Here is a 23,400-nt window from a genome sequence, read left to right as displayed (position 1 = left end):
AAGTCCCGCATGGGACGACACTTGATACAGCGTCAAAGTGCCGTCCCATGTGGGACTAAACGCCCCATTCGCGGCAACGGGCTACAACTATTTCGCTCCTACGAAACCCGTTCGCGGCAATGGGTTACAGCTATTTCGCCCCTACAATAACGCGGAATACAGACGTGGCACGCCACGTCTCTACAATGTTCAGGTTAATCAATAAAATCAGCTATAATCAACGGTTCAGACATATTCGACATCATTCCCATTCCCCATTACCGCGGCAATATCTCAAACCCGGATATTTGTGGTGCGCCCGATTTTCCGTTCTTTACTTCTATGGTGATTTTTTGTTCGTTATCAGCTACTATGCCGGGGATTTCTTTCACGAGGGCTTTGAGGATGCCTCCTGCCTCTTTTGCCACGTCCAAATCGCTCAGAACGGTTTTGCCGTTGACGACCACGTTGAAACAGCGTTTTCCGACCGGTGTGTTTTTGTCTATTTCGGCAAAGTGCAAACGCAGGGTGTAGGTTTGTCCGGCGCCTCCTTTCATCAACGATGTGTAGGAGCAAGAACCCCAGCGCACCAACCGGTAAAGTTCTTCGGGGCCTGCATTCGGCGCGCTTACATCAATAATGTCGGTGCATTCTCCCACGGCGCCTTCCAAAAAACCGGGGTCTTTTGTGAATATTCCCCTGTTGTATCCGCCACAATTGAGGTGAACTTCGCTTGCCGGTTCGGGCTTGGGCGGAATAAATCCGAATTCGCCTTGCGGCCAACCGGCAACGGCGGCATTTTTATTCGCAGCGACGTAAGTTGACGGGGCTATTTCGATGTTCCAGCCGTCTATCAGCGCCAAGGGTTTTTCGCCTTTCAACCCGGCTTCCGAAGCTTCAATAGTTATCGTTTTTTCTTCCTTTGGCGCCAGGGATATGTAGTTGTCGCTGTAATATACCGGCAATACACGTTCTTTCGATTTGTCGCGATGCAATTGCAGGTGTGTCATCAGGGCGATATGCTTGCTCGGATTGCGCAAGGTTACATCAACAAACACTTTGCCGTTATTGCTACGATAAGTTGCTTTGGTCGAAAGTTTTACAACAGGCATTGTCTCGAGTTGGGTCAGGTCGTCGGGATTGGATGCAATGCCTCGCCAATAGAAATTGTCCGAAATAAGCTTCCCCGCCGGGTCGCGCAATTCGAGTTTGACAAAATGCACAGGCGTTAAAGATGTCGGCCACTGTATATCGTCAAGTTTAGTTACCGAGCATGGCGCCGCCGATACATCATAATCGTGCTGCAAAGCAATGCTTCCATTCAGGTTGTAGAGCGTGATTTTTGCCCGTGCGCCCGAAAGTGGGGTAGCTTGATGATTAACCACCTGCACCACGCCGTTGTTGCTTTCGTTGAATTGGATATGTATCTGCTCGCAGGCTTTTTTTGTGGCAAAGTACGAGGCATTGGGTTCCAAATCGTAATGGTAGATTTGCCAGACAAAACTGGGTTGCGCCGGTTGGCTCATCCAGAGAAGAATGCCTTCCACCGGCGTGTACATCTGCCCCAAGCGGCCTTCGTACATGGCGCGGAATGCTTCGTAATTCATCAGTTGCGATTTGCGTACAAAGTCGGCCACATTCACTACTTTTCCATAGCGTTTAGTCATGGTTTTAAGCAGTTTTCGCCCGCCGCCCGCAATAAAGTTTTTCTCGGCCCAGGCATCGGTAATGCTCGTCCAATCTTTTTCGGGCATCATTCCCTGAATAGATTCCAGCGTGGGAATAGATTGTGCGCCGATTTCCGTTTTAAAAGTTTCTTTCTTGTTAAAGTTGCTTTTTTCGGAGAAGCGGTAATATTCTGTCGGCGTTACCCAATCGTAAGGCCCGCCGGAGTTACATCCTCGTCCGCCACCCGAATTGGCTTGGTACCAGCGTAAGGGGTCGAGCTTGGCCAAGAGATACCGCACCGCATCGTCCAAATATTTGGGCGGATAGGCTTCGTTGCGGCCACACCAAATAACAATGGATGGGTGGTTGCGGAAGCGGAGCGTTTTGTCCCGCACGTTTGCCATAAACAGGTCTTGGTCGAGCGGGTCTGCCGAATTAAACTGAAAGAACTCGTCCCAAAGCATGATGCCGTATTTATCGCAGAGGGCATACAAATCTTCGCTGGTACTTTGTCCGCCCCAATTCCGTATCATATTGAAGTTGGCTTCGCGATGCAGGCGAACCTGAGCCTCAAGCCGTTCTTTGGGGATTCGCTTCAATGCTTCGTCCATGCCCCAGTTGCCGCCTTTGCAGAAAACGCGCAGGCCATTTACCGTTAAGCCCAGGTTATCGCTGCCGGGTCTGTCATACGAAATTTCGCGGATGCCGAATGTTATATCCTGTGCGTCCGAAACTTTTCCATCCAGTTCAAACAACAGCCGGAGGGAATACAGATTGGGTTCGCCAAGTCCGTTTGGCCACCACAGCCTGGGATTGTTCAGTTTAAGCTGCGAAAAACTGCCCGGGTCGAAAGTGTATGTTAGTGTTTGCCAGGGGGCTATTTCGACTTGCTTTTCAAAACGGATATTATCGAAACTTCCCTTGATGAGGCCTTTTTGCAGCTTACCGGTGGTATTCTGAACAGTTGTTTGCACGGTAACAAACGCTATATCTGTTTGAGGCAATGGCAAGTCGGTTGTAATCAGCGGGTCTTTAAGTATCACCGAACCTGTTGCCGATAAATACACCTGTTGCCAGATACCGCTGTTCCGGTCGCGAATGCCCGACAACCAGTCCCAGCCGTTTGCGCAGCCGAAAGTAGGGCCATCGAGCCGACCAACGCCACCGCAAGGGCCGCCAACGCTAGCCATAATGTGCTCGAAAGGAATTCCGGTATGAGGCTGTGGCGAAATGCGAACGGCAATAGCGGCTTCTTTGCTTTGCTTCACATAAGAGGTAATATCGAATTTGCCGCGTATGAATGCCCCTTTAACAGGCCCTACACGGGTTCCGTTTACCCAAACATCGGCTTCGTAGTTAATGCCGTCGAAATTGAGCCAGATGTTTTTATCTTGATACGAATCGGGGATGGCGACAACCGTCCGGTACCACCAGTCGGTATGGCACAACGCCTCCGGTATTATTTCGGGACGGTTGTTTTCGCCATACAATGGTTCGGGATAAACGCCGTTGTTGACAAGCGTGGTCAGCACCGTACCCGGCACGGTAGCGCTATACCAATTCTTCGGCTGGTAGGCAAGTTTCGAGACTTCCCGCCCTTCTTGCGGCACTTTTGCCGAATTTACCATCTCCCAACCGGCCTCTTTCCCCTCGCGATGGACGACAGTAGCATCCTGCATCTGCCAGCCGGAAGAAAGAACAACCTTGTCCAAGCTCTGAGGCTGAACAGAAAAAACAAATAAACATGCCATAGCAATAAGGATAGCGCTTCTTTTCATGATGTATAAGATTAAAACAATAGATTTTACACAAAGAAAACCGTTACCGCTTAATAAATGGCTTACATTTTCATTAATTTTTCATTAAAAAGAGGGAATGGCCGAAAATTAATGTGCCAATGGGTAATGTGGCGCTGTCTCATAAGTCTTATTCCCGAGCTTGTCATTGCGGGCTTCGACCCGCAATTGGAGCGGAGCGTAAATCGGCCTTAGCCAATCTCCTGACAGTTACTGCACGTTTACTCTGGGGATCCCGTGTCAAGCACGGGATGACAGACTTTTGACACAGCCTCTTACGGGAATAGTGTCCTCAAATATATGCTTAATTTGCTATTCAACCAAACTGTTTACACTCTTTTTTTTACAAAATCTATTTGCCTGTTTATTGTGCAGATTCAATATATTGTTTTATTTGCCCTTGCGATAAATAATGAATATGAACATCAGGGCAAACTGCTACTGTTATGGATGAGATTCCTCCCTTTGGTCGGAATGACTCGCCTATTAGTGGTTTAAGGGAGTAGGAAGCGGCGGCGAAGCCGCCGCTTCCTACTCCCCTCTCCTAAAAAGGAGACTGTCATTCCGACCAAAGGGAGGAATCTCCTGCTCCCCTATCAGCAATTTTACCGAAAGGCGTAATTTCAAGGTTTGCCCTATAGGAACACAAATTGCGTGAATTTGCCTAATTCGCGTAATTTGCGTTCTTCCTGTGTTTGGAGATTGGCTAGGGCCGATTTACGCTCCGCTCCAATTGCGGGTCGGGGCCTGCAAAGAACATCGTTTTTTTAGGCGTATCGAAAGCCCTGAAAACAAAAAAAGGAGACGCCAAAAGCATCTCCTTTTCTATTTTTATAGTTAAATCCCGGGGATTAACCGTTGATTTTAGCCATGCTGGCGATAAGGTCAAGCACTTTGTTTGAATAACCCCATTCGTTGTCGTACCAAGATACAACTTTCACGAAAGTGTCGGTCAAAGCGATACCTGCTTTTGCATCGAAGATAGATGTGCGGGCATCTCCAAGGAAGTCGGAAGAAACTACTGCGTCTTCGGTATATCCAAGAATACCTTTCAATTCACCTTCTGCAGCAGCTTTCATAACAGCACAGATTTCGTCGTATTTAGCCGATTTAGCCAGGTTAACTGTCAAGTCAACTACCGATACGTCCAAAGTAGGAACGCGCATTGACATACCTGTCAATTTTCCGTTCAATTCGGGGATTACTTTACCAACTGCTTTTGCAGCGCCTGTAGAAGAAGGGATAATGTTGCCCGAAGCAGCGCGTCCACCTCTCCAGTCTTTAGCCGATGGGCCGTCCACTGTTTTTTGAGTAGCTGTTGTTGAGTGTACTGTTGTCATCAAACCGTCGGTGATACCGAATTTGTCGTTCAATACTTTAGCGATAGGGGCCAAACAGTTGGTAGTACAAGATGCATTGGAAACGATTTGAGTTCCTTTTACATATTTGTTGTCGTTTACACCACAAACAAACATGGGGGTATCGTCTTTAGAAGGAGCTGACAGAACTACATATTTAGCGCCGGCATCAAGGTGGCCTTGAGCTTTGTCCTTGGAAAGGAACAAGCCGGTAGATTCTACCACGTATTCAGCGCCCACTTCGTTCCATTTCAAATCAGCAGGATTCTTTTCGGCAGTTACACGGATAGCGTTTCCGTTTACAACCAGTTTACCGTCTTTAACTTCTACTGTTCCATCGAATCTTCCATGGATAGTATCGTAACGCAACATGTACGACATGTATTCTACGTCGATAAGGTCGTTGATACCTACAATTACAATGTCTTTTCTGCCTTGAGCCGCGCGGAATACCAAACGTCCGATGCGACCGAAACCATTAATACCTACTTTAATCATTTTGTCTTAATTTTATATTGGTTAAAAATAAATTTTGCTTACTTTTCTGTCTGTCTGTCTCTACCGGCTAAAAACTAAATAGTTTCTTCAATTTCCGGTTCCCGGAATTATGTTTTTAAACATAAATTATTTCCGGCGCACAAAATTACAAAAAAAGATTTTGCATGTTATAATATTTTGTAATCATTTCTAACAACTTATCGGCGAATTAGTGTTTTTTAATTGTGTTTTGCTTAGCCCGGTTTACAAATCACCCCGAATCGGTTTAAAACTGTTATCGCGGGCGTGAATAAGGGTTTCTGTTGATGCAGGGATTATAGGATGAAAGATGTTTGAGCCTGCTCGTAAGGCATGGTCGTAAGGTTAAGGCTGAAAGCCTTAGCTTATTCGGACTTTTTTCAAGGTTTGCCCTAACGATTCCTGTTAAAAAATTTTGAGGGGTTTGTTTTTTTAGCTAATATTACGCCTTGCTTAGGGCTGAAACGCCTGTTGTTATTAACTTTTAATTCGCATGATAAACAAACATTCATTTACAAAATACATCCGGCTGATTCTGACCGGAATAGCATTCATGGCCGTAAATACCGTACACGGATTGCCAAACTCGCCGGAGACACCATCCGGTCAGGCAAGCGATAGTGTCTATTCTTTTGTTGACGAGATGCCGCAATATCCGGGTGGGGCGGCGGAGATGATGAAATTTATAAGCCACAACCTGATATATCCCGAAACCGGCCTCGAAAATACCCCGGGAACGCGTGTTGTGCTCCGTTTTGTGGTAACGAAGGAGGGGACGCTTCGGGAGGCCTCTATTGTAAAAAGCATATCGCCGGAAATGGATTCCGCCGTATTGGAGGTAGTGAACAAAATGCCTCAATGGATACCCGGCAAACTACAAGGCAAATCGGTGGATGTTTATTTTACCCTGCCGGTGGCGCTTGAGTTTCGGAAAGAGGCTGAGGCTGAGGTTGAGCTTGTTGAGCCAAAACCTCAATTCGATAAAGCAGCCCTAGATTCTTTGGATGAAAAACCCCAATTCCCGGGTGGGATAGCGCAGTTGAGAGCATTTTTAAAAAACAATCTTCGGTATCCCAAACAAGCAGTTAAAGATAAAGTACAAGGGGATGTTTTTGTTTGTTTTGTTATTGGCAAAGATGGATCGATTACAAATGCAGCCATTGCGATTGGTTTATCGCCCGAAACCAATGCCGAAGCCTTGCGTGTAGTGAAAAAGATGCCCAAGTGGATACCCGGAAAGAAAAATGGTAAACCTGTGCGGGCGCTTTCTACCTTGCCCATCAAGTATAACCTTAGAGAACAGCTGATGGAGGGTGCAAAGTTTGTTCGGCGGGCGAACGGAATAAAATAACCTGCCTTATTCCCAAAAACGCCCTTTGCCTGTAATAAACGGCACATACCGGTTTATCAGGTAAGCAGGGATAAACAGCAGGAGCATTACAAGGGCTGCTAGAATGAGATTGATGCCATAGCTCAGCTCGGGAAAACCGGCTCCGGCAGGAGTGGCTACCAACAGCATAACAATAGCCTGTATGCCGCGTATAACGTAGGTATGCCAGCCCAATACAACCACCGAATTTGTTGATATATAGTCGATGTATTTTCTTTTTCCCAGAAAATCGGCCACAATTTTAATGAGCGTACAACCGGCAAAAATAATTGTTATACTGCCGCCTATTTTGATATAGACTCCTGCAAACGGATTCGTAAGTTCATCCGCCAAATACAAAAACAGCAGGTGAAACAAGAACAAAATCAATGCCACTGCATAGCGTTTCTTTTGTTCAAAAAACGCAAATATCTCTTTCCTGAAAAAGCAGGCCACTCCATAATAGGGCATGTAATTGCACACTCTATCAAGTTTCCACGGAGCATTTTGCATGTCTATCAACACAGGCAACAAAGGGAAAAGCAAGAGGATAAAAACGGCTAAAAATTTGTTCTTTATTTTTTTGAAAAACAAGTAAAATATACATTGCAAAGCAAACAAACAAGCTAAAAACCACAGAGGCCACAGAATGAGGTAGGGAGTACCACATAAATACTCCAGCACAGGCTCGTAAAGCGACAAAGAAGCTTGTCGGTCGGCCGAAATATAGAACTGCTTGGCGCCCAAAAGCCAAAAGACGTAGGCAATGAAGAAAAAGCAAAAATACGGCGCCAATATTTGTTTGGCACGGTGTTTTACAAATCCGGGGAAAGCCGGATATTTCTCGAAGCGGAACAACAATCCCGAGATAAAAAAGAAGCAGGGGATGCGGAAAAGCCTCAATGTCTCATCCATCACCGAGTCGGGCCGGAAAGGAATATGAAAAAAAACGACCAAAAACAAGCAGGTAAACCGGGCATAGTCGGCCCATAGATAGTGGGTTGCTGCTTTCGGTTTCTCTATTTTTGTATCTACCATTGATTCTCGTACAATAAAACGTGCCAAATGTACGCAAAATTATGATGAGAATAATGTGGCGACGGGAATAATGTAGGGTCGTGGCGTGCTGCGACCATTTTTATTTTTGTCATTGCAGGCTCCGACCCGCAATCTCCTAACATTCAGCTGATGTTTGTTAGGAGATCCCGTGTCAGGCACGGGATGACAGATTTTTGACACGCCATTCTTTCCTTTACTGTTTTTTTGTTTTGACAACAATTACGCCATCTTTCACTTTTTCGCCATATGTCTCTATGGCTGTCTGATCGTTTAATACGGATATTGATTCAATCGTTGTCGGATCCATCGTTTTCAGATAATCCGGATCGTGCTCTTCTCCGTCCACAATAACCAAAGAAGGATTTACAAAACACAGGCGAATAATGAGGTCGCATCATTCAATTTAACACATTGCTACTAAGGTTGTTTTGTAATTGAAATTAGGTGAAAATGAGGTTATAATAAAAAGCACAACGGACACAACATATCCGCGCCCTTACATTATTCACATTGGCATATTGGCACATTATTCTTTCATCACATTCTTTCAAAATATCACATAATCCCCAAAAAGATTTGCCGCAATATCATAAAAAAGCTATTTTTGTGAAAAATGTTATCTATGGCTCAGATTTTCTTCCCCCCCGAATGGTATCCGCAGAGCGCTGTGCAACTCACATGGCCGCATGAGGACACGGATTGGGACTATATATTGGAAAAAATAACAGCTTGTTATGTAAGCATCGCTCAGGAAATATTGAAGAGGCAGAAACTGATTGTTGTCTGCAAAAATCCCGATTTGGTCGGCTATTGCCTGGGAAACGATTTTCCGGCAGCGAATCTGCAATTGGTCGAAATTGCCTCAAACGATACTTGGGCGCGCGATCATGCACCTGTATCGGTACTGATTGATGGTCAACCGGTTCTCTACGATTTCACATTCAACGGCTGGGGATTGAAGTTTGCATCCAATCTCGATAATCAAATCAACAAAAAACTTTTCTCGGCGCAGGTTTTCGATAAACGTGTTCTTTACAGGAATAGGAAGAACTTTGTGTTGGAGGGCGGAAGCTTGGAAACCGATGGAAAAGGAACTTTGCTCACCACTTCCGAGTGCCTCTTGTCGCCGAACAGAAATCCCTACTTGTCGAAAGACGAGATAGAAGATTATCTGAAAAGAACCTTCGGTTTAAAGCGCGTTTTGTGGCTGGACCATGGATATTTGGCCGGAGACGATACCGATAGCCATATTGATACCTTAGCGCGTTTTTGCGATGAAAAAACGATAGCCTATGTTAAATGCAACGACCCCTGCGACGAGCATTTCGAGGCGCTTCAGGCGATGGAAAAGCAATTGCAGTCTTTTGTCGATTTTGAAGGGAATCCCTATAAATTGCTCCCTCTGCCGATGGCCGAAAAAGTAATTCTGGACGGAGAAAGATTGCCTGCCACTTATGCCAACTTCCTGATAATGAACAGAGCAGTATTAGTTCCGGTCTATAATACGCCGAGAGACAGGGAAGCCATTGAGCAGCTTACAATTGCTTTTCCCGAAAGGCAGATTGTGGGGATTGATTGCTCTTCCATCATTACGCAGCATGGTTCTTTGCATTGTATAACAATGCAATATCCCGAAAAATTTATTAATTGAAAACAGTGCAAGGAAAATGAAAATAGGGATAATACAACAAAAAAACAGTCGGCATATTGATTCGAATAGAGCGAATCTGAAAGAAAAAATAACGCTTTTGGCCAAACAAGGCGCCGAACTGATTGTTTTGCAGGAGCTACACAATTCGCTGTATTTTTGTCAAACGGAAGATACCAATGCCTTTGAACTGGCAGAGTCGATACCTGGCAAATCGACTGATGATTTCGGAGGCTTGGCCAAAGAGCTGCATGTGGTCATTGTTCTCTCGCTGTTTGAGCGCCGCGCGCCCGGCTTATACCACAATACCGCGGTGGTGATTGAGAAAGACGGAACAATTGCCGGAAAATACCGGAAAATGCACATTCCCGACGATCCGGCATATTACGAGAAGTTTTATTTTACACCCGGCGATTTGGGCTTTCGACCAGTTGAAACATCGCTGGGAAAGCTTGGCATACTGGTTTGTTGGGATCAATGGTATCCCGAAGCCGCCCGTTTGATGGCTCTGGCCGGAGCCGATTTACTCATTTACCCCACAGCCATAGGTTGGGAATCGACCGATAGCGAGGAGGAGAAGAAAAGGCAGCTGGATGCATGGACTGTTTCGCAGCGCGGACATGCCGTTGCCAACGGACTGCATGTGGTATCGGTGAACCGGATTGGCCACGAAGTTGACCCATCGGGGCAGACAAACGGAATTGAGTTTTGGGGTGGCAGTTTTGTCGCCGGGCCTCAGGGGGAAATACTGTGGCAGGCTTCAAATTTGCAGGAAGAAACGGCTGTTGTTGAAATCGACCTGAAACGCTCGGAAGAAGTTCGCCGGATATGGCCGTTTTTCAGGGACAGAAGGATAGAAGCATTTCAGGATATTGTAAAAAGATTTATAGATTAGAGTAAATTGAGGCTCGGAAGTAGAGCTCAAAATATCAGCCAGTTAAACACATTGAGGGATATAAATTGCGTTGAATAGCCAAATCAGGGACGAATCGGATTTAATATTTTTTTGATTTATTGAAAAATATCCCTACTTTTACAGAACTATATCATCAGGATATGAATAACATTTACTTTAACATACTAACTTTAGTTGGGGTTTTTGCAATAGCTGTCATTATGGAGATGATAATATTGCCTCGTTTGATTTATATTGCCAAAAAGAAACGATTATTTGATGTTCCCGACTATCGAAAACTGCACGCTTGTACGATTCCCCGGTTAGGGGGAGCTTCGTTTATGCCTGTTATATTACTAATCACTTGTTTTTTGCTATTTGTAAGAAATGAATTTGGCATATCGGACGATTTGCTTTCGAAATCAGCCCTCAATGTATGGCTTCTTCTTGTCTGTGGAATGCATCTGATTTATCTGGTCGGCATAAAAGACGACATAGTGGGCGTTAACTACAGGGTAAAATTCCTGATTCAACTTATCGCCGCAGTCTGCGTTGTTTGTAGCGGGGTATATATCAATAATTTTTACGGATTGTTTGGCCTTTACGAAATTTCGGATGTGGTTGGAATTCCATTAACTGTTTTGGTCATTATGTTTGTTACCAACTCCATCAATCTGATAGATGGGGCCGATGGACTGGCCTCGGGGTTGAGCTCCATTGCGTTTTTTGTGTATGGGGTATTGTTCTGTATGTTCAATATGTGGACCTATGCCAGCATTGCATTCACTGTTTTGGGGACATTAACGGTTTTCTTTTATTATAATTTTCTTCATCCCACCCGAAAAATATTTATGGGCGATACCGGTTCCCTGACTTTGGGGTACTTACTGGCTTTTATGATGATTCACCTGATTAGTAGCGCCCAAGCTATTGAGATAATGCCGTCCGGATTTCCGCTATTGGTTCTGGCCGCATTATTCATTCCGCCGTTAGATGCTTTCAGGGTGATGGTTTTACGGATGGCAAAAAAACGGGCTCCTTTTTCTCCCGACAGAAGCCATGTACATCACATGTTGATTGATTTGGGTCTGTCCCGAAAAAGAGCTGTTTTCGTGCTTATTTCAGGCGGTGTGCTGTTTTTTGCTTCAAATGCCCTTTTACTTCTCTACATCAACTGCAATATTGTGTTGGCACTGGATATAGTAGCATGGGTTGGCATCACGGCTCTTTTATACAAACTTATAGACAGAAAAGGTAGGGCAAACGCATGAAAAATTTTACTGCTTGTGCCTTTCAGTAAAGTTGCTGATATGAGCAGGAGATTCCTCCCTTTGGTCGGAATGACTGTCTCCTTTTTGGGAGAGGGGATGATGAGGTGGCGGCGAAGCCGCCACCTCATCATCCCTTAAATCACCAATAGGCGAGTCATTCCGACCAAAGGGAGGAATCTCATCCGTAATAGTGGTTCTAAATCTTTTCAAGGTTTGCCCTAACAGAAAAGGAGTTTGCCTTGAAGAGAAACACAACCAAACGGTAGCGTAATAGTTTTATCGTAATCTATCGAATCCTTCGCCATACACCCCTCTGACCGTGCTTTGCGAGATAAAGGCCTTTTCGTCAATGCTTTTGATTAAACGAAACATCTCTATTGACTCGGTGCGCTTAGCCAGTACAACAATTACTTTTGCCGGTTTTTTCGAGTACCATCCTATTCCGTCAAGAACGGTACAGCCTCTTTTTAGCTCTTTATTAATGGAATTGGCAATGACTTCGTATTTCTCCGAGAAAATAAGGAATTGTACCGATTGCCGGAATCCGTTGATAACCATGTCAATTGTATAAGTTGATACACCCATAACGATGAGCGCGACAACAATCTTGCTGTAGTCCTGAAATACAAAATAAGAGGAGCTGATGATAACAAAGTCGCACAGCAATATTCCTCGCCCAAAAGCCAAATTGCGGTATTTGTTAATCAACGCAACAATAATATCGGCGCCTCCCGTACTTCCATTCACACTGAAAACCAGTCCTATTCCCGCACCGCACATCATCCCGCCAATTACGCCCGAAAGGATAGGCTCTTCGGTGATAAGCGGCCGGGTAATCAGCATTCGGAGCAGGGTTAAGAGTATGGTTAAAATGATGACGCTAAAAATAGTTTTGACAATGAACTTTGCGCCAAGTATCCTGAATGCGATGACTAAAAGCAGGCAGTTGACCAGAAAATAGGTGTTTTGCAGCGGAATTTTCCCTTCGGTAGCATATTCTATTAACAGCGAAATACCGGTTAACCCTCCGGTTACGATTCCGCCGGGTTTGATGAATCCAATCAAGCCCACCGCATAAAGTACCAGTCCGACAAGTATTGTCAGGTAATCTTTCCAGTAGAAATTCTTTAAATATATCTTAGTCATAGCTTTATAAAACTACATTGACTATCTTCCCGGGCACAATAATTACTTTCTTGGGTGTTTTATCTTCCAGCCACTTAACCGAACCGGGGTGTTCCAATACGGTTTTTTCTATTTCCTCGTTGGTGGCATCGGCGGCAAACTCAATGCTGAAACGGGCTTTCCCGTTGAAAGAAATGGTGTAGTTGACAACATCTTCCTTCAAGTATTCTTCGTTGTGCACCGGCCACCGGGCATCGCATACCGAAGCGCTGTTGCCCAGCGAATGCCAGAGTTCTTCGGTGATATGCGGGGCAAATGGAGCCAGCAAAACAACCAAATCCGTCAAAATACTGCGCTTATGGCACTTCAACGAGGTCAATTCGTTGGTACAAATCATAAATGCCGATACCGAGGTGTTGAAAGAGAAGTTTTCGATGTCGAAGGTTACTTTCTTTATCAATTTGTGAAGCGATTTCAGTTCCTCCTTGCCCGGTTCCTCTTCCGTAACCAGAAAGCTTCCGGCGTTGTAAAACAAACTCCAGAACTTGCGCAGGAAGCGGTGTACGCCATCAATGCCGTTGGTATCCCAAGGTTTGGATTGCTCGATAGGGCCTAAAAACATTTCGTACAAACGCAAAGTATCGGCGCCGTATTTTTCGACAATATCATCGGGATTAACTACGTTATACATCGACTTCGACATTTTTTCGACACCGTAACCGCAAACATATTTGCCGTCCTCCAGAATAAATTCCGCATCGGCAAACTCAGGCCGCCATGCCTTGAATTTATCCAAATCCAGCACATCGTTCGATACGATATTCACATCCACGTGAAGCGAGGTGGTTTCGTACCGGTCCTTCAGGTTGAGCGAAACAAACTTATTTGTGCCGTTGATGCGATACACAAAATTGCTTCGTCCCTGAATCATCCCCTGGTTAATCAACTTCCTGAAGGGTTCGTCCTCGCACGAAACGCCAATATCGTAAAGGAACTTATTCCAGAACCGGCTGTAAATCAAATGCCCGGTAGCATGTTCCGTCCCGCCGATATACAAATCCACATTGCGCCAGTATTCATCAACCTCTTTGGCCACCAAAGCCTCCTCGTTATGCGGATCCATATAGCGCAAGTAATACGCCGATGACCCGGCAAATCCGGGCATGGTATTCAGCTCGAGCGGGTATTTTTCTGTTGTTTTTTTATTTGTCATATTCTTTTTATTTTTTTTTATTCTGTATAAAATTTATCGTTTAACCATCCAAAGGGATTTGATTCAATGTATGATCCCGATTCACAATTTGAACGTTCACGTAGGGGTCGAATATTTTCGACCCTTGTATCCACAATTACATCCTTTTCGGGTCGAAAATATTCGACCCCTACGTCTTCGGTTATTGCAATTATTCCATGAAAATGATTTGGCATAATAACAAATTCGTCCAGTTCAATATTAAAATAATGCATTGGTAATTCATTCCAAACGTCTTTAACAACTTTTCCATATTTATTTAAAATCATTTTCCCATCAACTCCTCTATTCTCATCTCCATTTTTGTAAACGCAAAAAGTTTTTTTCCTAAATCTTTGAGCGAGGCGCCTATATGATAAATATCATTGTCTATCAACAGAAACCGATCGTGAATACCTGTCTTTTCATTTATCGTTATTGGCGGATATTGAGCGCGTTGTGTTTTGACAAATCAAGTTGTAATTGAGCCGAAACTTTTGCCGTGTAGATAGTAGCGCCAACACCTGCATCGCGTTTTGATAATAGTGTCAGAACACTTTCATCCACATAATTATCAATTAAAACTATTGTCTTTTTAGCTCTCTTTATCAGTTCTGCAACAAATTTATAAGCATCAAATATTTGCCCATCAAAAAAAACGCCTTCTACTGGAGGCAAAGCCGTTCTTACAAAAAAATCTATCTTTTTCTCATTCTCCGTCATTCGATATTCCAAGCGTTCAAAACGCTGGCTTATGGCATAACCGCGTAAGATATAATCTTTCAATACACTATTTGCCCAAGATCGGAATTGAATGCCATGACTTGATTTTACGCGATAGCCAACCGACAAAATCATATCAAGATTGTAATAATCAACTTGGTAAACTTTTCCATCATTAGCAGTTGTCGCAAAATTTGCGACAACTGAAAAATTTGCCAATTCTTCTTTTAAAGCATTGTTAATATGCTTGCCAATGGTCTTAATATCCCTGTCGAAAAGCAATGCCAATTGCTGTCGATTCAACCAAACCGTTTCATTCTCCAACCGAACCTCCAAATTTACTGAATTATCGGGCTGGTAAAGTACTATTTCATTTTTATCAGTCATGCCAACTCAAAGTTCTTTCATTCTTTCCTATACACCCAGTCCTTTGCCCATCCCAGTGGTGGCAAACCTCTCTATTCACCATAAAAATCGTATATGGATTTAATTTTGTAATTTCCCTCGTGTTCAAGCATATTTTCCTTCATTTCCTTTTCTACACTGGAATACGGTCCGCAGGGCATCTCATCCACCAAGCCTGTTTCGTACAGCTCTTTAATTTTAGGTAGCAGTTCTTGGGCGCAAATATCCAGCAGATCAGACATCATCATCCCCACAAAATTGGCATCGTAATAGGCGGTGTCAGTTATATTTTCGTAGTAAAAATCCAACAAGTTGCCATACCATTCAATTACTTCGGCTCTCCTTTCGGGCGTATGATAAATTATCGTTGCTACGGCAGACGAAACGGCGATTTTCAGAAAGATATACAGGTTTGGCTCTTTGGCAAACGAATGCAGCACAGGTAGCTGATTTTGCCCAAGCTGATACAGCACAGGCCGCAATGTCTCCATCGCCATATCTCCAAAGAAGAAATGGTGAAATTCTTCATTTTGCCGTAAAACCTCCAACACTACCGGTAAACTTTCTTCGGCTTTCAACTCAGCCAGCAGCCACAGGGCGTGCGTCAGACTGCCGTAACTATTGTCTTCGTCATTTTTTTCCGAAATGCCTCTACAATTTTGCCCGATTTCGTACAAAATGCAGTTGTTTAAGTCTTTAATCAACGTCTCTCGGGGTAACGACAATATTTTATCAATCAACTGTTTATCTAATCTTTCGTTGTTTTCGGGCAGAAAAAGCGCATTTAACTCTTTATGCGTCAAATCTAACGATTGCGGATAGTTGGGATATTGATAATTGTAGGGAGTATGTGGAAGCGATCGGCTTTTCTTCAACTTTTCCTGAAAATCACTCATTTTTTCCAAGAATACCTCCTTCTCTCCATCCGAAAGACTTTCAAAAAATTTCGTTAACTCATTAGAAACCTCATCAGGAACTTTATCTAAGACATCATCATCTATTTCATCGTCATCATCTACTTCATTGTCAATGAAGTAGTCGAAGTCTCCACCGGTCGATTTTTCAAGCGTCGGCGCATAGCGAGTATATTCGGCGCGGGTCTTGACCATCAGCATAGGTTTGCCGTTGTACCCAAATTCATACTCTATCAGCGGTATGGCATCGCTATCCTCTTCAAGAATGTACTGTGTAACTGCAAAGTCCTTATCGGGTCTAAAACCCAGTTCTTCGGCATACGCATACGCTCCATAAATAATATTGTGTACTTCTTCGTAGCTTACCGATTCTAATTGCTCAAAATAATCTTCCTTAATTTCTTCAAAATCTGTTCCCGGAGTATTGAACTTGTAAAACGACTCCTTAATTCCCAAACAATATGTATCAACAAGATAACAGCCAAACGTATAATTGCCGTTCGTGTGCTGTCGTGCTACGATAATATTACATTCGCCACAATCTTGCCATTCCGGTGTAATAAGACATTCGACAATGGGTAAACTTCGGGCTTTAGTGCGGATGTAATTATCAGGCGACAAAAACTGTTGCTTTACTGTATTCTTTTTGTTCTTCTTCGACATATTCTTAATATATTTTGTTTTTATTCTTCTTTTCCGCACTCCCAATCTTTTGCCCATTTCGGTGGGGAAAATAGAGCGGACATTTACAATAAATCGCCGCTCCAACCGTGTCCGAGTTCCCAATGCTCGTCAACAAATTTTTCTACGGGTTGGTTTTGCAAGTCAAATTCATCAATTACCAAATCCATGATATGTTCGGTCATCCAACTGCTGCACATTATTTCAAATACATTGCCGACTTTGCGCTGAAAAATTCGGCCACGCGGTATTTTTGTGTAATCGTCTTCATAAATCGGATTTTTTTCTTTTCCGGCACGATAGCGCATCTTCTGCTTTGTCCACCAACTTTTATGCAGACTGCTTACCGTTTTACGGGTCATATTGCCAACATAAGCCACGTCCCTGGCATCGGCTTTTACCACGCCGAAAAGTGCGTCTTCATTTTCGTCATACCAAAAAATTCCAAGTTTCGGTTCTTCCTGAAAATCGAAATTGTCTTCCATCAATTTCATCATTTCATCACGTTCTTCATCACTCATATTCTTCGGTTTTTATTTTTATTCTTATTACTCATTCTTCCCCATATTCCCAATTCTTAGCCCGTCCCAGCGGCGGTTCCCCTGTTTCGGTCGGCAAGAATTTATCTACATCGGGCAGTTCGAGGGGCAGTTTATCCAATGGCAGCATGTAGGGCAGGTTGTCCTTGTAATATACGGGGAAAGGTTCGCCCCAGTAGCGTTGGCGCGAGAAGATGGCATCCCGCAACCGGTAATTTACTTTTACGCGACCAATACCTGTTTCTTCGATGTATTCCTTGGCTTTTTTGATGGCTTCTTTGACAGTCAAGCCGTTTAAGAATCCCGAATTGATGACGATACCTTCTTTGGCATCGTAGCTTTCTTCCGACACATCGCAGCCTTCTATCAAGGGGATAATCGGCAAGTTGAAATGTTTGGCGAAAGCGTAGTCGCGACTGTCGTGTGCAGGAACAGCCATAATGGCGCCCGTACCGTAACCGGCAAGCACATAGTCGGCAATCCAGATAGGAATTTCTTTGCCATTCAACGGATTAATAGCATACGAACCCGAGAATACCCCCGATACTTTTTTATCAGCCTGACGCTCGCGTTCGGTACGCTTTTTAGTTGCGGCAATATAGGCCTCAACCTCCGGTTTTTGTTCGGGGGTTGTAAGCTGGGCAACGTACTCGCTTTCGGGCGCCAGTACCATAAATGTTACGCCAAAAATGGTGTCGGCTCGGGTGGTGAAAATAACCACCCCTCCCCGGCCCTCCCCCAAGGGGAGGGAGACGCTCGTATTCCGATCGTTTTCACAATCTTTGGGATTCCCAGCTATCCCCCCTCTTTTGGAGGGGGCCAGGGGGAGGTGTATTTCCGCCCCTTCGCTTCTCCCAATCCAATTCCGTTGGGTTTCTTTAATGGATTCGCTCCAGTCTATTTTGTCCAGTCCATCGAGCAGGCGTTGGGCGTATGCCGAAACGCGCAGGCACCATTGGCGCATTTTCCGCTGTTCTACCGGATAGCCTCCACGTTCCGACAAGCCGTTGATAACTTCGTCGTTGGCCAGTACGGTGCCCAGCGCGGCACACCAGTTCACCATGGTTTCGCCCAGATAGGCAATGCGGTAATTCAACAAAATTTCGTAACGTTCTTTTTCGGTTTTGGCGTTCCACTCTTCGGCGGTGAACGACAATTCTTCGCTGCAGGCAATGTTCAGGCCTTGTGTGCCTTTTGTTTCAAAAACCTTGATTAACTCCTCAATAGGACGGGCTTGTTGCATACCGTAGCAATAATACGAATTGAACATCCTGATAAAAGCCCATTGTGTCCATTTATAGTATGTAGGGTCGCAGGTACGAACTTCGCGGCTCCAGTCGAAAGAGAAGCCTATTTTATCCAATTGCTCGTGGTAGCGGTTGATGTTTTGTTCGGTAGTAATGGCGGGATGTTGCCCTGTTTGTATGGCGTATTGTTCTGCCGGCAAACCGTAGGCATCGTATCCCATCGGGTGCAGCACGTTGTAGCCTGTCAGCCGTTTGTAGCGCGCAAATATATCGGATGCAATATAGCCCAGCGGATGCCCTACATGCAAGCCGGCTCCCGATGGATAGGGAAACATGTCCAGCACATAATATTTAGGTTTGCTTTTGTCTTCGGTTACTTTGTAGGTATTGTTTTTTAGCCAATACTCCTGCCATTTTTTCTCAATGTCCTTAAAATTGTATTCCATGATTTTTATCCGGTGTTTTTTTTGAATCGCAAAGTTAGTTATTTCTTCAGATTTAAACTAAGCTAGCAGAGCTTTTTATTGTTTTTACAAGCATAACAACATCAATTAGTTATATAGATTGATAGTTAAAAATGGGATGTCCGTTTAAAGTAATCTTTCATTTTGGATAAAGTGTGTTTACTTGCATTCTCATTGTACAAGGAAGCAGAAGCACGGATAGTCAATTAATTGGACAATAGTTTTTGCTTGAGCATAATTCATTTTTTGCTAATATCGAAAATTAGCATTACTTTTGCTTTAGAGAAATTGACCAATTTTTGAAAAAGAATACTTGTGTGAGTTGTATGAGGATGGTAAGACAACCGATAAAAAGCATCGGTTTCAGCCTGAAATCGTGCGAAAATATAAACGTTGTATAGATCTAATGTCCGATCTCCCTGACTCAAATGCACTAACAAAGTACAATGGATTGAATTATGAAAAGTTGCAAGGCGATAAAAAAGGTCTCGAATCTATCCGAGTGAATGATAAATATCGAATTGAATTTGAAACTAAAGAAGAGTTTGGCGAGACTATCACAACTATTTGCAATATAGTAGAATTGTCAAATCATTATAAATAAAAAGGATTATGATACACCTTAAAGGGTTTGATCCCGGAATGATAGCAAATAATCTTACGCCGTTTGAACCAACGCATCCAGGCGAAATTCTTAAAGATGAAATAGAATATCGCGGTATTTCGCAGCGTAAACTTGCCTCTCAGATGGGAGTTTCATATACACTTCTGAATGAAGTACTGAATGCCAAGCGTCCAATGGATGTTGAATTGGCTTTTCTTTTTGAAGCAGCGTTAGGAATTGATGCTGAGCCACTCATCAAAATGCAAACACGTTATAATATACAAGTTGTAAGCAAAAACAAAACATTTGCCAAGCGCCTCGCAGAAGTGCGCAAAGTGGCGGCGATACTTTGACATCTCGTCTTTCTCTCACCTATTTGAATAAACACAATATCTAAAAAATTGAAATAGATTCTATTCTGCATTTTTTTTAATATTTTTGCTCTCAAGATAAAATAGATTTTATTTCATGAAAAAATACCTGCTTTTCGTTTCACACTCGTATGCCTATTCCATTTTACGCCCTATTCAAGCCGAAATATGGCGCAGGGGCGATGATGCGGCCTGGTACATCGAAGATACCTCTCCGCTGTTTTTACACGAAAGCGAGAAGCGCCTGAAAACGATAAAGGAAGTGATGGACTACAATCCGGTGGCAACTTTTGCTCCCGGCAATCACATCTACGATTTTTTCCCCGGCATTAAGGTGGAAGTGTTTCATGGCCTGTACTTCAAGCGTGCCGACTTGGGCGATCACTACAAAATCAGGGGATTGTTCGATTTGTATTGCACGACCAGCAGCCTGTTTACGCCAACCTTCAAGGAACTGGAAAAGAAGTACGGCTTTTTTAAGGTGGCCGAAACGGGTTGGAGCAAGTTCGACGGATGTATGCCCGAACAAGAGCCCTCATTGCCCAACAAAAAGCCGGTGATTATTTACGCCCCCACATTCACGAAAAAACTAAATTCTCCAGCCGACTTATACGAAAAGATTGCCGGTTTAGTGAGAACCAAAGATTGGGAATGGCTATTCTCTTTTCACCCGAAAATGGATGCGGAAACCAACGAAAAGTACCGGGAACTGGCCAAGCAATACTGTCATGTCAGTTTTTGCGATACCGAAGATAAAACGCCCCTGTATCGGCGGGCGGATGTGATGCTCAGCGATAATTCCTCGGTGGTTTACGAATTTTTGTGGTTCGACAAACCGGTCGTTACCTATAAAAATGCCTTCCCCGATACCCATCTGATTAATATTAGCGACCCCGCTCAATTGGAGGATGCCATCCAAAAAGCCTTGTCGCGTCCTGCCGGTTTAATGAAAAGCATTCGGGCGTTTATGAACCGGGTTCATCCCCTGCGCGATGGAAAAGCCTCGGCAAGGATACTGGATGCCACCGGTAATTTCATCGAAAACTACCAAGGCAAACTGAAAAGGAAGCCCCTGAACCTTTTTCGCAAGCTGAAACTCAGGAAGAAGGCGGGGTATTTTCCGTTTGGAGGGTGGTATAGGAGTTGAGATATTACTTCGCCTATATCTCTTAGCCCCAATTCAGGCTGGCGCGGACATGTTGTCCGTGTCTTGTGTACCAGCAAATGGATGTCCAATTCGTTGTTGGACACAGGCTGCCAGCCTGATCAATTTTCCCTGCCAAACCGCACTTATTTTTACGACGATTGTCCGTAGGACATCCATATCAATAGAAAAATAGCATTCCGATTCGCCATTTTCCCCGCAGGGGATACACCAATGAGCAGGTGAATGTCCTACGGACAATTTATGAGATGAGCCTGTTTTCTATTGATATGTAAGCCCGATGGGCTATGATTTCGGGTAGCCATCACACATAATGCTACCTACTAATAATGAATAATCATTACCAAAATCCCCATATTTGACGATTGCGCCACTTTACTAAATCTTCGACCTTTGCATCGTCAAATAATTAAAAAAATGTCGAAACATTGTATATTATTTATCCTTGTTTTCTTTCTGTGGAATTATGCACTTCGGGCGCAAAACAATGTTTCCGCACCGGATACTCTCCTGGCTAGCTTGTTGGAAGAAGTCGTCGTTACCGGAACATTCACGTCCCGTGCGCTGAAAAATACACCGGCGCTGACTAAAGTTATTTCCGGCAATGCTATTCGCGAATCGGGAGCGACAACGCTGGTAGAAGCCTTGGAGAACTTTATCCCCGGCGTCAGTTTCGACCCGAATCAGGCTATGGGAGACAACATTCAGATACAAGGATTGGACAATAAATACGTTTTGATACTTATCGACGGCGAGCGTTTAGTCGGCGAGCGCACAGAGAAAGTCAATCTCTCGCGCCTCAATACGACCGACATCAAGCAAGTGGAAATTGTCAATGGCGCATCATCGGTACTATATGGCTCCAATGCCATCGGTTCGGTCATCAATATTATTACGCGCGATGTGGACAAATCCTTACAAGGCGACCTTCGCTTGCGTCTGTCCAACTACCTGACTGTATATGATGCCAATCTGGGATTCAAAATTAAGTCGTTTTCTTCTAAAACTTCCTTTTCGCGGAAAGATATGCAAACCTACGATGTAAAAGAAACCTCCTATACAGCAGACCCTTACGAGGATTACAGCATATCCCAGTCGTTCAAATACAAAAAAGAAAAATGGAATGCCGAACTGAAAGGAAATTACTACAACCAAAGGAACTGGTTGTTGCAAAAAAATCAAACGCGCACCGACAAAAATTATACTATCGGCGGCAAGGCGAATTACGTTTTTTCTCCAAAGAACACACTGACATTAAGCGGAAACAGCGATAATTATAACGGTTATTTGGATTATAAGCTAACAAATGCCTCCACGCTCCACACAAATGGCTCTCAATACAATTCTTTCAAATTAATCAATGCTTGGAATATAACCGGTAAAATGCAGGTAATAAGCGGAACGGAAGTGAATTTTGAGAAAACTTTCAGCTACAATCAGTTCGGCAATGAGCCTGATGAAAGAAATGCCTCCAATTGGAACTTGTTTACGCAAGGGGAATTTAAAACGGGATTCGGATTGGATGTGTTAGCCGGAGCGCGTTATACTCGCCATTCGCAATTTGGAGGATATTTGTCGCCCAACGTATCGTTGATGTACCGCCTTGAGCAATTTCGTTTCCGCGGAAATATCAGTAACGGCTACAAAACGCCAACATTAAAGGAAATGTTTATGGAATTTCCCCATTATATTGGCAACGATTTACCCTTCTGGGTCATTGGAAATCCCGGCCTGTCTCCCGAAAAGTCGTGGTATAAAGCCCTTTCGGCAGAATACATCATCAATGATGTAAATGCTTCTGTTACGTTTTACGACAATGCTATCAAAAACAAAATCAATACGCTTTCGGTTTTCAACACAACCGGAAACCGTTCGGAAATGAGATACGAAAACCTGGAAGAAGCGCAGATTTCGGGCATTGACCTGTCCCTGCAATGCTCTTTCCTGAAATATTTCCGCTTGCGAGGCGGATATGCCTTTACAAATGCGCTTGACAGAGCTACCCGCCGACAATTATCGGGCAATAGCAAACATACGGCAACGTTGAATTTACAGCTCGTTCAGGAACATTTGCCGTTCTTTCCGTCCGCTTCCCGATGGGCTTACAATTTATTATTGTCGGGCAGGGTTATGTCGCCGCGCATCGTTTATTCGGAAAACAGCGGAGAACTAACGGAATCAGCCACCGGAAATTACTATATCGCCAATTTCGTTTATACCCAATATTTTCCCATATATAAAGATTTAAAAGGCGACTTCCAGTTCGGCATAAACAATCTGCTGGATTACATCAACAAGGATTTTGCCAGCTATAATCCCGGAAGAACCTTTTTCACAAGTTTAAGCATTCAATTTTAATTAAGTACAAAAAA

The 23,400-nt window shown here is 43.9% G+C and carries 17 protein-coding genes and 3 pseudogenes; 8 read left to right on the top strand and 12 right to left on the bottom strand.

Annotated elements, in window-relative coordinates:
• Positions 1-257 precede the first annotated feature (257 nt).
• Both ACYPWY_RS11930 and gap read right to left on the bottom strand, forming a co-directional pair.
• On the bottom strand, positions 258-3,425 hold the full coding sequence (locus tag ACYPWY_RS11930; RefSeq protein ID WP_459685753.1) for a glycosyl hydrolase 2 galactose-binding domain-containing protein: 3,168 nt from the start codon (positions 3,423-3,425) through the stop codon (positions 258-260).
• An 869-nt stretch (positions 3,426-4,294) separates the two neighbouring features.
• Entirely contained in the window at positions 4,295-5,299 is a 1,005-nt protein-coding gene (gene gap, locus ACYPWY_RS11925; RefSeq protein WP_459685752.1) for a type I glyceraldehyde-3-phosphate dehydrogenase, read from the bottom strand.
• A gap of 511 nt (positions 5,300-5,810) precedes the next feature.
• Here gap and ACYPWY_RS11920 point away from each other — a divergent pair.
• Complete coding sequence (locus ACYPWY_RS11920; protein WP_459685751.1) at positions 5,811-6,668, top strand: energy transducer TonB; 858 nt, start codon at positions 5,811-5,813, stop codon at positions 6,666-6,668.
• 6 nt (positions 6,669-6,674) lie between these two features.
• Here the strand turns inward: ACYPWY_RS11920 and ACYPWY_RS11915 are convergent, their stop codons facing one another.
• Together ACYPWY_RS11915 and ACYPWY_RS11910 are read right to left on the bottom strand one after the other, a co-directional pair.
• Positions 6,675-7,724 (bottom strand): acyltransferase family protein, encoded by a 1,050-nt coding sequence (locus ACYPWY_RS11915; protein WP_459685750.1) that lies wholly within the window; start codon positions 7,722-7,724, stop codon positions 6,675-6,677.
• Positions 7,725-7,938: 214 nt separating this feature from the next.
• Positions 7,939-8,091 carry a hypothetical protein gene (locus ACYPWY_RS11910; protein WP_459685749.1) on the bottom strand — a complete coding sequence of 51 codons (153 nt, stop codon included), beginning with the start codon at positions 8,089-8,091 and terminating at the stop codon, positions 7,939-7,941.
• 276 nt (positions 8,092-8,367) lie between these two features.
• Between ACYPWY_RS11910 and ACYPWY_RS11905 the strand changes: the two genes are divergently transcribed.
• The 3 genes from ACYPWY_RS11905 to ACYPWY_RS11895 all read left to right on the top strand — a co-directional run bounded on the left by ACYPWY_RS11905 (position 8,368) and on the right by ACYPWY_RS11895 (position 11,559).
• Positions 8,368-9,396: an agmatine deiminase family protein gene (locus ACYPWY_RS11905; protein WP_459685748.1), complete on the top strand. Its 1,029-nt coding sequence runs from the start codon at positions 8,368-8,370 to the stop codon at positions 9,394-9,396.
• Positions 9,397-9,412: 16 nt separating this feature from the next.
• Entirely contained in the window at positions 9,413-10,288 is an 876-nt protein-coding gene (locus tag ACYPWY_RS11900) for a carbon-nitrogen hydrolase (RefSeq protein WP_459685747.1), read from the top strand.
• Positions 10,289-10,509: 221 nt separating this feature from the next.
• Positions 10,510-11,559, top strand: a complete 1,050-nt coding sequence (locus ACYPWY_RS11895) for an MraY family glycosyltransferase (RefSeq protein WP_459685746.1) — start codon at positions 10,510-10,512, stop codon at positions 11,557-11,559.
• 6 nt (positions 11,560-11,565) lie between these two features.
• Here the strand turns inward: ACYPWY_RS11895 and ACYPWY_RS11890 are convergent, their stop codons facing one another.
• The 8 genes and pseudogenes from ACYPWY_RS11890 to ACYPWY_RS11855 form a co-directional block, all read right to left on the bottom strand.
• The gene (locus tag ACYPWY_RS11890) at positions 11,566-11,769 is read right to left on the bottom strand and encodes a hypothetical protein (RefSeq protein WP_459685745.1); all 204 of its coding nucleotides are present in this window, start codon (positions 11,767-11,769) and stop codon (positions 11,566-11,568) included.
• A gap of 66 nt (positions 11,770-11,835) precedes the next feature.
• Positions 11,836-12,705, bottom strand: a complete 870-nt coding sequence (locus tag ACYPWY_RS11885) for a YitT family protein (protein ID WP_459685744.1) — start codon at positions 12,703-12,705, stop codon at positions 11,836-11,838.
• Between the two features lie 4 nt (positions 12,706-12,709).
• Positions 12,710-13,870 (bottom strand): annotated as a pseudogene (locus tag ACYPWY_RS11880) (class I tRNA ligase family protein); the annotation flags it as partial.
• Positions 13,871-13,914: 44 nt separating this feature from the next.
• Complete coding sequence (locus tag ACYPWY_RS11875; RefSeq protein ID WP_459685743.1) at positions 13,915-14,205, bottom strand: hypothetical protein; 291 nt, start codon at positions 14,203-14,205, stop codon at positions 13,915-13,917.
• Positions 14,202-15,025 (bottom strand): annotated as a pseudogene (locus tag ACYPWY_RS11870) (virulence RhuM family protein). The gene ACYPWY_RS11875 and the pseudogene ACYPWY_RS11870 overlap by 4 nt, the downstream one beginning before the upstream one ends.
• Before the next feature lie 71 nt (positions 15,026-15,096).
• The gene (locus ACYPWY_RS11865) at positions 15,097-16,620 is read right to left on the bottom strand and encodes a DUF1186 domain-containing protein (RefSeq protein WP_459685742.1); all 1,524 of its coding nucleotides are present in this window, start codon (positions 16,618-16,620) and stop codon (positions 15,097-15,099) included.
• A gap of 83 nt (positions 16,621-16,703) precedes the next feature.
• Entirely contained in the window at positions 16,704-17,159 is a 456-nt protein-coding gene (locus tag ACYPWY_RS11860; RefSeq protein ID WP_459685741.1) for a hypothetical protein, read from the bottom strand.
• 43 nt (positions 17,160-17,202) lie between these two features.
• A pseudogene (locus ACYPWY_RS11855) lies at positions 17,203-18,870 on the bottom strand (class I tRNA ligase family protein); the annotation flags it as partial.
• A gap of 313 nt (positions 18,871-19,183) precedes the next feature.
• Here ACYPWY_RS11855 and ACYPWY_RS11850 point away from each other — a divergent pair.
• From ACYPWY_RS11850 to ACYPWY_RS11835, 4 genes are all read left to right on the top strand, one after another.
• Entirely contained in the window at positions 19,184-19,492 is a 309-nt protein-coding gene (locus ACYPWY_RS11850) for a type II toxin-antitoxin system RelE/ParE family toxin (protein WP_459685765.1), read from the top strand.
• An 8-nt stretch (positions 19,493-19,500) separates the two neighbouring features.
• Positions 19,501-19,845 (top strand): HigA family addiction module antitoxin, encoded by a 345-nt coding sequence (locus ACYPWY_RS11845; RefSeq protein WP_459685740.1) that lies wholly within the window; start codon positions 19,501-19,503, stop codon positions 19,843-19,845.
• Between the two features lie 115 nt (positions 19,846-19,960).
• A complete protein-coding gene (locus ACYPWY_RS11840) occupies positions 19,961-21,010 on the top strand; it encodes a CDP-glycerol glycerophosphotransferase family protein (protein ID WP_459685739.1) in 1,050 nt (349 codons plus the stop codon).
• Positions 21,011-21,445: 435 nt separating this feature from the next.
• On the top strand, positions 21,446-23,386 hold the full coding sequence (locus ACYPWY_RS11835) for a TonB-dependent receptor plug domain-containing protein (protein WP_459685738.1): 1,941 nt from the start codon (positions 21,446-21,448) through the stop codon (positions 23,384-23,386).
• Positions 23,387-23,400 lie beyond the last annotated feature (14 nt).

The organism is Viscerimonas tarda (assembly GCF_054601255.1).
Note: the sequence above shows the minus strand (reverse complement) of the source record. Positions and strands in the feature narration are given on the sequence as shown.

What these genes read in the sequence shown, in the direction of transcription:
- gap (WP_459685752.1), bottom strand. Translation starts at nt 5,299, where the DNA reads ATGATTAAAGTAGGTATTAATGGTTTCGGTCGCATCGGACGTTTGGTA.
- ACYPWY_RS11930 (WP_459685753.1), bottom strand. Translation starts at nt 3,425, where the DNA reads ATGAAAAGAAGCGCTATCCTTATTGCTATGGCATGTTTATTTGTTTTT.
- ACYPWY_RS11900 (WP_459685747.1), top strand. Translation starts at nt 9,413, where the DNA reads ATGAAAATAGGGATAATACAACAAAAAAACAGTCGGCATATTGATTCG.
- ACYPWY_RS11835 (WP_459685738.1), top strand. Translation starts at nt 21,446, where the DNA reads ATGTCGAAACATTGTATATTATTTATCCTTGTTTTCTTTCTGTGGAAT.
- ACYPWY_RS11845 (WP_459685740.1), top strand. Translation starts at nt 19,501, where the DNA reads ATGATACACCTTAAAGGGTTTGATCCCGGAATGATAGCAAATAATCTT.
- ACYPWY_RS11875 (WP_459685743.1), bottom strand. Translation starts at nt 14,205, where the DNA reads ATGATTTTAAATAAATATGGAAAAGTTGTTAAAGACGTTTGGAATGAA.
- ACYPWY_RS11840 (WP_459685739.1), top strand. Translation starts at nt 19,961, where the DNA reads ATGAAAAAATACCTGCTTTTCGTTTCACACTCGTATGCCTATTCCATT.
- ACYPWY_RS11915 (WP_459685750.1), bottom strand. Translation starts at nt 7,724, where the DNA reads ATGGTAGATACAAAAATAGAGAAACCGAAAGCAGCAACCCACTATCTA.
- ACYPWY_RS11860 (WP_459685741.1), bottom strand. Translation starts at nt 17,159, where the DNA reads ATGAGTGATGAAGAACGTGATGAAATGATGAAATTGATGGAAGACAAT.
- ACYPWY_RS11865 (WP_459685742.1), bottom strand. Translation starts at nt 16,620, where the DNA reads ATGTCGAAGAAGAACAAAAAGAATACAGTAAAGCAACAGTTTTTGTCG.
- ACYPWY_RS11885 (WP_459685744.1), bottom strand. Translation starts at nt 12,705, where the DNA reads ATGACTAAGATATATTTAAAGAATTTCTACTGGAAAGATTACCTGACA.
- ACYPWY_RS11905 (WP_459685748.1), top strand. Translation starts at nt 8,368, where the DNA reads ATGGCTCAGATTTTCTTCCCCCCCGAATGGTATCCGCAGAGCGCTGTG.
- ACYPWY_RS11920 (WP_459685751.1), top strand. Translation starts at nt 5,811, where the DNA reads ATGATAAACAAACATTCATTTACAAAATACATCCGGCTGATTCTGACC.
- ACYPWY_RS11895 (WP_459685746.1), top strand. Translation starts at nt 10,510, where the DNA reads ATGGAGATGATAATATTGCCTCGTTTGATTTATATTGCCAAAAAGAAA.